This is a genomic window from Enterococcus sp. 5H (genome assembly GCF_028128615.1).
In the GTDB taxonomy this organism is placed as follows: Bacteria; Bacillota; Bacilli; order Lactobacillales; family Enterococcaceae; genus Enterococcus_L.
Window position 1 is genome coordinate 1 of sequence record NZ_AMDP01000010.1, and the last position, 15,008, is coordinate 15,008.

Sequence of the window (15,008 nt, forward strand, 5' to 3'; positions counted from 1 at the left end):
AAATTATTAGCTATACATTTTCAAAACGAATGACTGTGGATTGTGTAATCCAAACATTAAATAAAGCAAAAATACATTACCACATTCCAAAAGGAATGATTCTAAACACTGATTTGGTTAGCCAATACACGGCCAGTGGCTTCCAACAAAATAAGGTATTCCTATAGTCTAAAAGAAACAGTTTAGGATAGTAGCATCCTTCTATGCATTTTTGAAAAAGGAAGAAGTATACACGATAAATTACTCAGATTTTGAAGAAGCAGATCGAGCGTTATTTAGCTACATTTAAGGATTTTATAATCGAAATAGAATCCACAGTTCGATTAATTATTTTACTCCGTAGGAGTTTGAAGAGTTAGCAAAGAAAAAAAGTAATCGCTTCCGTTTGAATCTGTCCAAGATATTGACTCAAATTCAAGTTTACATACACGTTTGGATTCTAAAAAAGTATTATTTAGATAGTTGTGGTTTACAATGTGAAAAATTATTAAATTGAAGATAAAAATTCGGTTGAAGTAAATATATAATATTTGAAGTACCAATGTATGACACAATTAATGACAGACAAATTTGGGTTTATTGGACAATTGTGATATTGAGTGATAGGAGGTTACTAAAAATGAAAATTTATAGGGTAGAATGTATAATTGAATCAGTTTTTAGCGCAACTAATTGGACGGAAGATCTCCAATACATGGAACTGATTTACAAACAAAAAAAAGAAATTTGTAACGGATTAGTTCGTCTTATCAAAATAGACATATAAACAAAAAGAATAATTTGGAGCAGGGTAAGCATGAGTTTAAATGCTGGAAAATTTAACAATAATTTATAGAAAGCTAAAAATTTATTAGAAAGTGTTCTAATAAATTATATATCCAAACATAGGTTTCAGTAAAGGGAATCTAATAACTATATTTATTTAAAAAACTATTGTTTTATGTGAAATTGGTTTTAGATAACTATGAAAATTGATATAAAGGATGGAAAAGATGAAAAAATATTTGAAAATTTTAACAACAATAGGCTTATTATTAGCTGCTTTAGTCGTTATTCTAGAACCCAATAATGTATATGCATCAATAGAACAACGCGAGCAGGAGGCGAAAAATGAATCAAAGTCAACTTTAACAGAAAACGTGAAGAAATTAATTTTGGATAATTCTGAGCAACGATTAGACTCTATTTCGATTCCATTGATAAATAGCTTCTCTTATAAAACTGGTGAGTCAAAAAAGTATAGTGAGGGAGGACCGACTTGGGGAAAAGAAGCATATGTTATCAGTATGAATCCTATTTATACCACAGATGGTGTGGATACAAATGTGCTGAAGATTGATTACCATCGTCCAGGATCCGGTACTACGCAGACAAATCCTAGCTCAATTTCAATCACGGCTAAAACAAATAAAAAAATCGATACAAGTTTTTGGTTAGAGGTTCGTAGTGTTTACACTGTATGGCATACTTACGTGTGGGAAACTTTCTCTGGTAGTACAAGTAAAACATTATACGGACAAGAGTTTTTGGATCAGCCTATTTCTATTCGAGTACATGTTACAAAAGAAAATGAAGAGGGTTCTGTTAAAGTTTCATATACAGATATTGATACAGGCAAGTCAATCATCAATGAAAATATTTTGTTAGGGAAAATTGGGACGTCGTATACACAAGATGTAAAAAATGATTATGAAGCAAAGCGAGCATACATCATGAATCAATTTTATCAATTTGTAGGTGAAAAAAATACAATAGGAAATTATATAGACGGACAAGCTGAGGCAGAATACCAATTCGAACGTATAGCAGGTGGCGATGTGACAGTTGAGTATACTAATACAGAAGCCGTATTGAATGAGCGGCAAAAAGCTGCATTCGGAGCGCCAGCAGCCAAAATTTTTTCGGGGAAATATGCTGAAACGGTTATAACAAAAGCAGAGGATATTTTGCACTATGAAACCATTGATAAGAAGACAGAAAAAGCAGTGAAATTAGATGAAAATCCTCAGCAGATTACTTTTGAATACCAACTGTCTCAGGCAAAGCCCTTAACTGTAAAATATGTTGATCAAGATGGGAAACAAATACCTGGAGTTGATAGTAAAGTAGTTACAGGCAGATGGGGAGATGAGTATAGTATCACCCCAAGAGAAGAAATTCCTTTTTATACTTTAATAGATAGTCGTTTACCGATTAAAGGAGAATTAACAGATGAAAAGCAGGAGATTACTTACCATTATCAGGTATCTGATGGAGCGCCTATAATTATTCATTATCTAAACGAACACGGCAACAGATTGAAAGAAGATAAAAAGCTCACAGGATTAAAGTATGGAGCTCGATTTACTGAGAAATCAATAGATATAGACCATTATCGACAAAAAAAAGATGAAATAAAAGGTCAGGTAACAGATCAGCAGCAAGATATAGTATTTGTTTATGAGAAAAATGATGGAAAACCCGTAAAAGTTGATTTTAAGACTGAGAATGGAAATGTGATTAATGAAAGCTATTTCTTAAATGGAAAATATGATGAATCATTTGATGTTAGTGAAAAAAATAAGAATATACAAAGTATTATAGACGAACTAAGTAGTAAACATTACATGTTACTTGATAAAAAAGGTGAATTAACAGGGAAATATACAGATAAAAATTCAGAAAAATATTCAAGTCGTGTTACTTATACATTTAAGAAAAAGTCAGCTCCTGGAAAAGTGAATGTTTATTATATAAATAGAAAAAATAATAAGGAAATTTCCGATATGGATATATTGAAAGGGAGATACGACGAACAGTATGCAACTAGTTCTAAAATTATTAAAGGATATCATTTAACTCAAATCCCTACTAACAGATATGGATTTTTTGGGGATGATACTGTGAATGTTGTTTACCAATATGAGCCAGATACTAGTGGAACGATCCAATTACACTATATAGACAGTGAGACTCGAAATTCAATAGCTGCTGTAGATGTAAAAGTAGGCAGTTTTAATGAAGAATACAATTTTAATCCTAAACGGATAAAACATCATGTTAGTTCAAATATACCAGAGAATGCAAAAGGAATTTACCCTGAAGCGAATGAGATAATCAATATCTATTTTGAATATGATCGTGCGCCTGCTAAACCTGTACACGTTCTTTATCAAGATGAAGAGAAGCACGAATTTGAAAAAGAAGAGCTCGAAAATAAGGGAAAGAAATGGCAAGATCCTTTTGAGACAGAATTAAAATCGTTTGAAGGATATGAGGTTAAAAGTATAGCAATCAATGATGAAACAGTGACAGAGGGACACGGCTCTTATGATGATGAGAAAGAGCAAAATGTTGTTTATACTTACAAACTAAAAAAAGCACAGGCTGTTAACGTTAAATATGTTGATGAAGAAACTCAAAAAGAGATTAGTCCGCAAGAAATTATTCTCGACCAAGAAGCTGTTTATGGAGATCAATTCAAAAGTAATAAGAAAGATATCGATAAATATCTATTTAGTTATGCGGAGCTTAATGGAGTGTTACAGGACGGAGCTGACGTTTTAGGTAAATATACAGACGAACAACAAACAGTAGTTTATTATTACAAAAAAGATAAGTCTACTTTGGTTACAAAGAACGCAATCATTTATGTAGGAGACGATTGGCAAGCTAAAGATAACTTTATCAGTGCAACGGATAAGCAAGGGAAATCAGTGTCTTTTGAAGAAATAGAAGTAACTGGAAGTGTGGATACAAGTCAGGAGGGAGAATACCAGATAGCCTATAGTTATGATGGGATAAGTACAACAAGTAACGTAATGGTGAAAAAAAATTGTACAGTAGTCAACGCACATGACTCAACGATATACGTAGGCGAATATTGGCAAGCAAAAGACAACTTCAATAGCGCAGCAGATAAAAAAGGAAAATTGGTACCACTTGAAAATATCAAAATAACTGGAAATGTGAATACTAGAAAGGCGGGAGAACAGTCAATAACCTACAGTTACAATGGGGTAAGTACGACGATAAAAGTATTGGTAAAGGAAAAATATGATAGAGCAGTGACTACAGAAAATGAAAACAAGCAACCAAATGTGAACTTGCCAAATACAGGGATAGGAGGTGAGAACATTGACAAGATTATTATGTCTAAAACGATGCATCAAAAAAACGTAAAATTATCATTACCGAAAACAGGCGAAAAACAGTCAGTAGGATTACTTTGTGTTGGTATTGTTACATTGCTTTCAGGAGTAATTATTTATTTAATTAAAAACGTAACTCAAACGTGAACAGTATCATTGTGATTTTTCTTCTGAAAGGTAGAGACTCTAAAATGTGGAGAACAATTTATATCGTTAAAGAAGAGACTTATAAATACTGCTGTTGTTTTGCACAATAAGAGATAAGTTGAAAGGTGTCGTAAAATATCATTTATGGCACTTTTATATTTCCTATTTGTAGAAAATAAAGTACCAAAATGAGGATTCAAGTACCGATGGAACGGGGCTTGTAGTATGAATTCGAATCTTGTAGTTTTTTTCCTTAATGGTGTCCGTTTTCTTATTTTTTTCTGTCTAAACTTTCAAATAGGAAGAAGAAATTATTCTAATATACTTTAAGACACGCTTAATCATATTTCAAATATGATTAATTTAATTATGGAGATCAAATTATGAAAAAATTTCTTGATGTTTATGTAGCGAATAGGTTTTGTACATTTGGTATGTTTGCCATTGTAGGTTTGAGTAAATATAGTGGACACATTTTAGTAGACGATTACGCCATTTTTTCATTTTCAAGCTATTCAAACTTCTGTGGGTATAGGTAGTGAGGTAGTGAATCTAGCTATAAATTAGATTCCTGAATTATCATACGGACAGCCTTTATCGCTATAAAAATGAGTAATCGCTAGATTTTTTAATTTATTTTCGTACTCTATACTGGTATATCGGGACCCTAGGTCCGTATACAAGATAAGGTTCTAGCAAATTGGACGGTTCAATATGGAATGGATAAGGACTTTTTCTACAATTTCCGTTGTCATGCTCCGATCAAAGTAATACCGATTATCTTTCTTGAATGAAGATCTGTAATAGTTGATAAATAGCACCAGCTATCTGCTATTGTATGAATTTAGGGTGTATGTACTACTCATTTTTGATTTGAATCTGTGGCTGAAAAATCTTGCTTTAGTAGATTAAGATAGTATTTTAATATGGTTTTGTTGACCCTTCCATCTTTAAATTTCTTCATTGTTATTGATTGTAATCTCTGACGCTTCATTGATTTTTGAACTCGTTTGATACTGATTTTTCTAAAGTCAGTCTACTCTTTTGATAGCAGTTAACGAATTTTACCAGTAATATAAATACGATCATTTTCATGGTAAAGATGAAACGCCTGTTGGTCTAACAGCCATTGTCTCTGTGGTCTTTTTGGACAATGGGGATTGATGTTTCGGTTTTAGCAATCTGTTATCTCATTGTTGTCTTTAGGCTGTTTCATAGGGTTGTGAAACTGTCTTTAAAGTATCTGAGTATAGCATAGTAGCTATGCCACTTATAACAATTTGAACAATACCGATAATTTCGACAACTACTAGTAATATTTTTCAAATCAGTTCCTCCCGCCGGTGTTTAGTTAGGCCGATATATTAATGAATACAGTTTTTTATTTCTAAGTACCAAAGAGATCCATCAATACACATCTCTGTATTGATGGATCTCTAAATAATATTAAGAGCTAAAAGGCAAACTAGAGTGCTGTATTTCAATCCTTAAATTGCCATCGTCATCTCTTGTGTAACCAAATGTATACTCTACTTTTGTCTCTTCGCCAGTTTTTTTAGAGGTAAAATAATAAATTCCTGCTGCTGAAGCTGTATCTTCTCTCAGAATAAAATTATGGTTATCAAATCTGATATCTGCCCATGGCTCTAAGGCAAACCCGTTATCTTCATCAATTTTCCCTCCAACAAAATAGGAGAGCGCATCCTCTTTAGTTTCTCTAAATGGAATATCTGAAGCTTTTGTCGGTTTGAATAATACAGTACCGTCTTGATAATTATAGAGGTTATCAATTACTTCAGATGCTCGGTGTTTGGGATCCTCAGCTTCTCCAATACTAATCAAAGCTTGTGCCCAGTTCGATTGTGCGTTTTCAACCTCTTCTTGTGTAATCAACTCAACTGGCGGTGAGAGTTCGTTTGAGGTTGTACTGACCTCAGGTGGATCTGTTGTTGAAGCACATCCAGTTAAAATACCTAAAAAGATTATTGGTACAGCAAATTTTTTTAACATATAAAATACCTCCTTCTTTCTAGATAACAGTATACCGACTTCTTTTTATAAATATTTACTATATGGGTTGAACTTAAGATAAAAAAAAAGACTATTTGTTTTATTTATAAATTATATTTATCTACAAATTGCAAATAGAACAAATAGGTTGTAATATACTTATCAAATTTTTGTGACTTCTAACCTATATCAAGAGTGACTAAATTTTCAAGAAGGAGTATTATTTACTTTAATATTTCTGATTTTTTTATTATTTGATGTTTCAATCAGATCATAGCAGTATTGTTGGAATTGTTATTTTTTAAAGTCTTATCAACTTGAATTGGAAACAGAAATAAGAATTGTAAGCAAATACTGTAAATTTTTTTAGATATTGGGTGTTTTTACATATCCCCCCGAAAAAGTACTTAGTACACTTTTTCGGGGGGATATGTAAAAACACCCATATTCTGAAGGATTTTCTATCAGATGAAAATAATCGTTTATTTGAATAGCCTATATATGACTGCAGTAATTGTATTATTAAACATTCAAGAATCATCTAGGAAAAGAAATTATAAAAAAGTATTCAGGTAGTTTCTCGCATTCTCAAAACATAGAAGTAGAATCAAATAGATGGCTCTATGCGATTCAAAGTCAGCCATAATAGTGATATATGTTTGTCTTTTTTGATCGCAAAGTCTTCGATAAAATGATTTGTTTATTCGGACTTCCTTTTTTAAGCTATTGGAAGATCAAACTTTTCTGTATATCTACATTTTTTTGTTAAGATCCATTATCCAAGCTGACTTTTAGTGTTAAAATAAGGTGCTTTTTCCAAATATTTGTGTGCATGATCTGCTTCAAATGACAAGGAGCGGGTGTAAATAATATACGCATACTATCTAAGGTTAAGGCTATTTGATTGAGGATATTATCTTTAAGCATATAAACACGACATTTTTTATCGCTTCAATAGTACAGGATTGTGTGATTGTTGGTATCCTAGATCAAAAAAAGAGGTAAGATAACCAGTTTTTTTCTGACTATTGTACTACTTACTCTCTTTTGACTAATTTATCTTATCAGTCATATTTTACAAAGAATTAAAATATGACTGATAAATTGTCTACATGTTCATTATAAAATCTTGTTTTGTTATAAGCAAAAAACTATATGGTTTTATTATCATACCTTATGAAGTGTATGCAATAATTCAGTCCACTCAGAATCTGATGGATTATATGAAAGTTGAATTAATTCTACCGGACCAAGAGAATGTGATAGAGGGAAATTAAAAATACAAATGTCTATATTTAAATGATAAAGAATATCTTCAGTTAAAGGCTGATTAAATAAGAAAAAGCAGTTCATGTCCTTAGGAACATTTTTTCTAGCCATTTCCCTGTAATAAATTATTGTACTGGGATCCCCTGTTAATGAAAAAAGAATATTTTTCTTTGTAAGAACTTGCATCTTTGCGGAAGTAATTAAAGTTAGTTTTACAGCTAATTGATCAGGATAGAGGAAAGTTCCGTCGCTTATCAAAATTTCCGTCCACAACTTCAAGGTATTGGGATGTTTCTTTTGGGCTAAGTTTAGTAACTGTGATGAAGTAGTTTGAAATAAAGGGGATAAGTTAGACAAATTAGTTAAATTTACTAAGAATGCTTCTAAAATGTTTTTTAATACATTATGTGATGCAATTGAAAGCTTAGCTTGTTTAAAAAATAGTGAAGTTAATTTTTCGAATTTTTTAAGTTCTATATAATAGTCATCAGTAAAATAGTATTTTGGATCTTCATAGGTTAAAGAGTCTAGTCTAATTAGATAAGCGAATAATATCTCGCTAGGTGTTATTTTTTCTCTAAGTTTACTTGGAAAAAAATAGCGATTAACAGCCTTTTTAAAACGTATGAAGCTGTCCTTATCTTTATAAAAATTAAATGTATCGGAGCTGATGGAGACGGTATGACCTTGATTTATTCTAGTTTCTACAATAAGAAGCCAGTGGGATAATCTATAATAATCGGTACTTAACACAGAACCATAGTCAATAGATATTTCTCTAATTATATGATAAATAAAGTCCAGATGGCTAGAATTAGAAAATATTGAAAGGTTTTCTTGAGTATATCGGAAATATTGGAAATAAAAATACCGGATACTAATTTCATTTCCAATTATATTAATAGGATTAGTAGAGATAGTAAGATCAAATTCCTTTAAAACTTTTTTTAAAAGCGTAAGTAGTTGTCGAATTGATGATACAGAAATGTAAAGCTTTTCACAATAATGCGTAATAGTTTCTAGCGAACCATTGAAAATACTTTCTATAATAATGGGTAAAGGCTGATCATTTAGCAGTTTCTTTATATTTTCTTTTATTATAGAACTATCAGCTATACGTTTTAATACGGTTTTATTCTTGAATTCGATCAGGCATATGGTATCTGGAAATGTTGCTATTAAAAAGTTATAGTCTGAATAGAAAGTACTTTTATGAATATTTAGTTCTTTGATAAGTAATTGTACATCTAGGGGAGAGGAAGTTTCCGAAATCTTTACTAAAATTCTGATTCTTCGTTTAGTAGCTTGATCATTAATGAGAGAAAAATGTAAGTTATCCAAAAATAAGACCTCCTAATATTAATTAAATAGTTAGTATCATAAAAATGTTGATAAGTATGCGCAAAAAAAATAAAAGAATAAATACTTAAGTTTAGTCAAAAACAAACATTTAGGTAGTAGTATATTAAGTAGCTGTAAATAACAGAGTCTTTTGATCTATTTCAAAAAAAAAATTAATGTTTTTCGATTAGTAAAAGATTTTGTCTGACAGGGTTCTTTAATAATAAATAAGTTTCGGTCGGTATGAATGGATAATTGAATGCTTTTCCACTATTTTCTAATTCATAAAAATGTGTAAAGAACTCTATTATACATACAAGTAAAAACATTTACGTACTTTAACTAATAACAAAAGGTATAGTATCCATTAAGATAAAGTAGAAGAGCTGATAACTGATAAACCTGTTATCAGCTTGTTTTACTAAATTCGTCTTAATATGTTTTTTGATAAGTTGAATAAATACTTAATCTCCTATGTATATTTTTTTACAAACGCTTATTTTTTTGATCATTTATCGTGTAATCAGTAAAGTTCCCCAGATAGATTTAATCTATAGAAGGGTGCCGCATAATGATATATTATATAAAAAATTGTTATTTTACAAATTTGAAAAGATGGTTATTAGATAAAAAAACATAAAAATTGTTATTTACATCAAAAATAAGATTGTTTAGAGTTTTTTTTTTATTTCATTTAGTCAATTATAATTTCCTATAATTGATAAAACCCTATTATTGTTGATTGTAACCTGTTTATGAAATTTCACTAGAATGGAAAAAAGTTCATTCTCTAAGATTCCTAAATGATGATACTATTATGATAATTAAATTATTTAGTCTTTATATCTTTTTGGGATATAACTTTTAATTAGTATAGGAGGAAGTGATAAATGGTTGTAAATATTCTTGTTTTAAATTCTGGAGAAGATGTCAAATTTTTAAATAAACAAAAGCAAAGTTTTAAAAATATTGATGTATCTATGTTCTCAACAATTAATCTTACAGAAGAAGCCTTTATTTGTGATGGGATAGTCTTAATTGAAGGAAATTCTCAAAATTTAGCAGATGTTTTCCAAATTTTATGGAAAATAAAGGAACACTATCATGTCCCTTTTTGGGTAGTTGGGTCTGATATTAAAAGCAATGCTAAAGAATTTTACCTGAGAATGGGTGCCCTGGGAATCTTTACATCTTTGCATAAAGAATTGGAATTGGTAATTATAAATTATTTAGAATGTTTTAAAAAAATAGTGAATGCAGAAGGGGATATAGTTTCTCAAAAAGGGGATTTTTCTAAAAGTATTCACTTGAACCCAAGAAATCATAGTGTGCGAATTAATGACTCTCAGGAAATTTTGTTAACTCGTTTGGAATATAAGACGTTTGAGCTCCTGTATAAAAATAGGGGCGAAGGAGTTGCATATGAAGAAATATTTAAAGTGCTTTGGGGTCCTGATTATAATGGTTGTAAGTATAGGGTAGCTAATATGATTTTTCATTTGAGAAAAAAATTTGAATTAGCAGGAGCGGAAGAGATGATTCGCACAGTTCGTACCCAAGGGTACATATTGATCTAAATACGATTAGTAAAATAAAAAATTGGATAATTGTCGATAAAGAAGAACCGTATAGATTTTAACTTTAGAATATCAAAGTGAACTAAATTAAGAGGTGAGATAACGATTGAGAAAGAAGAGTTTGATAGTATCTATTGGATTTTTGTTAGTAGGATCAGTAGTAATGTTATACCTAGCAGCAGGGACTTTTTTACTTGCGCAAGAAGAATCTAGAGTACTTGAAAACAAGGACGAAGTTTTAACAGATGTCTCCACTCAAACTTCGACTTTGGAACCTGATTGGGAAGAAGACGAAGATATTATAGCAGAAAAAGAAGTTGAGAGAATTGTAAAATCAAAGGATGACGAAAACGATGAACATATAGGAGTATATGTTCCGTTGGAAGACACAGGTGTTGGAATAAATGAGTATGATGAGATATCTGATAGAATCATTACAGGTGAGACTGTTGAAGTTACAACATTTGAAGAACTACGATTAGCAGTCGCCAATCAAGAAATTGGAACTGTAGAGGTTCGAAGCAATTTGACCAGAAGTGGGACAGGTATTGCTACAGCAATTGGTACATTAAATCGAAGCTTATTAATTAAGGGAAATGGTTATACAATAGATTTTGGTGCAGATAACGGAAGTCTGAGCTTAAGTAACTTAGCGCAAGAAGAAACAGCAACAGTGAGGTTGGAGAATGCGACGATCACTAAAACAGGTGCTGCTCCAATATTTAATGCAGTAGACACTGGATTGGGCTGGACGTTGGAGTTAGAGAATATCATAGAAGGATCGGCAAATGCTGCAAGATTAGCCTTAATTCCTGAAGGTAGTGTATTGTTTACTGGAGGAACTAGTAGTTTTGTACGAACAACTGTGACAAATGTATTTTTACAAGCAAAGTATATTGAGGCAAGTGGTGGAGCAAAAGTAACTATTAGTCGAGGTAATTCTGGGGTACTATTCTCAGCTGCAACGGTAGAACAACCAAAAATTAGTGTGAAAGAAGCAGCAACTATAGAGATTACTACAGCAATTGGTACGAGTATTCCAGTTGATCTTCGTGGATCAGATGCAGAAATTAATGTTAGTGAAGAGTCTAGATTGAGAATCCAAACACAAGGGACCACCGCGGCAGCAACAAATACAACAAATAACGCAATAATCATGTCAGGAAGTAATCCAACCTTGTCGGTAACAGGGAATTCTTCTTTGGGTGTGACGACGACTAGTGCGAAACGAGGGATTGCCTTAATAGGTTCAACGCCTGATGTAACAGTTAGAGACTCCTCATTAACTGTAGCAAGTGCCACGGCACCAGCAATATTTGTAAACGGACAAGAAGCACTTTTAACAACAGAAACTGCAAATGTGAATATTACGACAACAACTGGAAGAGGAATAGATTTGACTGGTGAACGTGCGTTTGCAGATTTTGAAAATAGTGAAATAACTGTCACAGGTCAAACAACTTCACGAATATACATTTCAGGAAATGAAGGAAAATTAGCCTCAAAAAATACAAAAGGAAAATTAACTTCCACAACAGGTACAGGTATCTATTTAACAGGAGGATCTAATGAAGTTCTGATTGACGAAGGTAGTGCATGGGATCTCCCTAGTTCAGGAACAGCTCAAAATTTAGGGATTGTATCAACAGACCCCAAATTACATGTTCTGAATAACTCAACTTTGACAGCAGCAAGCGCTCAAGGGACAACAGTTAATTTTTTGTTGCAAGGAGTTAACCCAGAGTTACGTGTAGATAATGAGTCCAATATATTACTTACTACTTCAGGAACAACAGCAGCCGCAACAGATACAACAAATTTAGGGATTTCTTTGACAGGAAATAATCCGATAGTCACTATATCAGATAAGTCTGAATTAAAAGTAAACGTTACTGCAAATGCGAAAAGAGGATTACACTTGAATGGTACTAATCCCAAAGTGACAGTTAACAATTCAAATTTAGATTTAAGAGGGTTTACAGGACACATGTTGCATTTGTTAGGAAGCTCTCCCTCATTAAGCTTGAATAATTCTCAAGCGATATTACGTTCTACCACAGCTGCTACAGTAATGTTTCAAGGAGCTAATGCGGAGTTATCTGCAACAAATTCGGAAATTGACTTGGTTGGAGGGACAACCGGGAATAGGCTGCATTTTGCAAATGGTGGGAGTAAAGTTGAACTGAGCAATTCTATTTTAGAGACAGAATCAACTACAGGATCCGGATTAAATATGTTAGGAGATGATAACAGTATATTTGTCACGAATAATAGTGAAGTAACTTTGAATTCAACGACAGGAAATACAATCAATTTATCTGGTGATAACTCAGAATTTGTAATCGATAAAGAGTCTGTAGTCGAAACACATGCACGACAGGCAAATGCTATTAGAATATTCGGAGATGCGCCAACTGTTAAAGTTATTGATGAGGGTACAAAATTGGTAGCCTCCAGCTCCTTTCCTTCATCTGCTGATGCTAATAATACAATTTGGATTGGTTCAACACATGAGAGTATAAGGACTGAAAATTATCATATAGAGGTCGGAGATGGTGCAGTACTGGAAGCAGTCGCTGCTAATTCAACAGCGGTCTTGTTACAAGGGAATAAAGGTTTATTTCATGTATACAACAAAGGAATAGTCAATGTTCTGTCTGAAGTGTCTACTATAACAAGTCTAGGTGCTAATGCACCTCTAAGATTTATGAGATCTGGTCTAGCTAGAGACGCGGGGGATAACACGTTCCTTATAGATGATGGATTATTTCATGTTGAAAAAAAAGGTGGTAATGCACCTGGTATTCGAATGTTTGGTAATAATAATACAATTGAGGTTATTAATAATGGAAAGTTTTCGGTACGTAATCCAGGAAATGGAATCGGAAATAATGGAGATGTGGCAGGTGGAAATCAAGGAATACACTATACAACGGGAACTAACAATACATTTATTGTAAAAGGTATAGGTTCAACAATTGATATCCATGCAGCTTCTGGACCAGCGATTGATATGGGAACTGAAATTGGAACTATTGTAGCATCAGATGGAGGTTATTTTGAAGCCAGTGGACGAACCTCTACTGCAGCGGGAGGAATATTTAATGGTGGAGTATTAATAGTTGATTTTGATAATCCACTATTTATGAATTTCCGAAACAATCGAGTTGGTGGTGGAAACATATTTAATAATACAGCTGCTTCTACACTGGAAGCAAAAAATAGTGATCTAGCAGTTTGGCGCAATGGTTCAAACTTAGATGGAGACCCAGACTTGAATTTTCCAACATTGGATTTCTCATTTACCGGAGTAAACTTCGGTATACTAGGAGCTACGAATAAACCCGATGTGTTGAATACAACAACTTTTGGAACAACAGGCTTAACAGCTTATTCAAGACTTAGTTCCAATAATGCCCGTTGGGCCATTGCGGATGAACTTCGTGTTCCAACGAACGCAGACAAACGAATTTATGGTCATGTCAGAATTCCGGTTGGGTTAGAGGCTAGTCGTTCTGCTTGGGACGATGAGGCCACAGTTATTGTGGAAATTGAACGAATGAATGGTTCGACAGAAGATTATACAGCTAAGACGGTTGGCGATTCTAATGATGAACCAGGGATTAGTATTTATGGAGAAGAACCACGTGGCGGATTGTTTGAAATTGAACTAAATGATTTCCTTCAAGCTGGCGACAAAGTCAGAATAAAAGAGGTAAGTTTAACTTCAGGAGAGTTAACGGAAGGTTTTGAGAATATCATATCAACGGATACGGTCACGGTCTTTCCAATTATTCCACCAAAGCCAGCTGAATTTTCTTCTGAGCTAATAAAAACTACTGAAACTGCTTTAGTGGGTCATTCTGATAATCCTGATGTTGAAGTAACTGCAACCTATAATGGAGAAGCAATGGATACCTCATCTGTGACAGTAGATAGTTCTGGTAATTTCGATCTGCCATTGACAGGTGTGAACTTGGCGGAAGGAGATATCGTCCAAGTATTCTTACGAGATAAAGAAGGGTCTGCAGGAGCTGCAGGTGTAATAAATCCACCAAATACAAATAATGATATAGGAAATATTAATCCAGCAAGTGAACTAAACTTCCATGATACAACATTTATCGAGGCGACAACATTGACAGTAGTCGATGCAGATGCTGTTTTAACGGTTGAGTTTATAAATGAGTTGGACCAAGTTCTTCCTGGTTATACACTTATTCTAGATGGCTATCAAGTTGGAGATGAGATTGATTTAACGCAAAACCAAGTAGTGGTGGAACAAATAGCTAATCTGGAAAATGCTGGGTATGAAATTGTTGAACGACCAGCGAATGAAGCAGCTGTGAAGTTAGATCAGACAGAAGTAACGGTTCAATATAAACTTCAAGGTATTTTAAGTTTAACATCAGCACCAAGTACTATTGATTTTGGCTCGTTAACATATAATGCGACAACTCAGCGAATAGAAGATCCCATGATCGATATGCCACTAATAGTTACGGATACACGTGCAAATGTAGAGTCTGGTTGG

5 protein-coding genes are annotated in these 15,008 nt (G+C 33.0%); 3 read left to right on the plus strand and 2 right to left on the minus strand.

Translation table 11 applies throughout. From position 1 onward, the window contains the following. Positions 1–992: 992 nt before the first annotated feature. The gene (locus C240_RS03680) at positions 993–4,277 is read left to right on the plus strand and encodes a MucBP domain-containing protein (protein ID WP_271491128.1); all 3,285 of its coding nucleotides are present in this window, start codon (positions 993–995) and stop codon (positions 4,275–4,277) included. Positions 4,278–5,723: 1,446 nt separating this feature from the next. Here C240_RS03680 and C240_RS03685 read toward each other — a convergent pair. Next, positions 5,724–6,287: a hypothetical protein gene (locus C240_RS03685; RefSeq protein WP_271491130.1), complete on the minus strand. Its 564-nt coding sequence runs from the start codon at positions 6,285–6,287 to the stop codon at positions 5,724–5,726. A gap of 1,167 nt (positions 6,288–7,454) precedes the next feature. Then, the gene (locus C240_RS03690; RefSeq protein WP_271491133.1) at positions 7,455–8,897 is read right to left on the minus strand and encodes a helix-turn-helix domain-containing protein; all 1,443 of its coding nucleotides are present in this window, start codon (positions 8,895–8,897) and stop codon (positions 7,455–7,457) included. A gap of 890 nt (positions 8,898–9,787) precedes the next feature. Between C240_RS03690 and C240_RS03695 the strand changes: the two genes are divergently transcribed. Beyond that, entirely contained in the window at positions 9,788–10,474 is a 687-nt protein-coding gene (locus C240_RS03695) for a winged helix-turn-helix domain-containing protein (RefSeq protein WP_271491136.1), read from the plus strand. Positions 10,475–10,580: 106 nt separating this feature from the next. After that, on the plus strand, positions 10,581–15,008 hold a 4,428-nt coding region (locus C240_RS03700; protein WP_271491139.1), incomplete at its 3' end, for a pectate lyase-like adhesive domain-containing protein.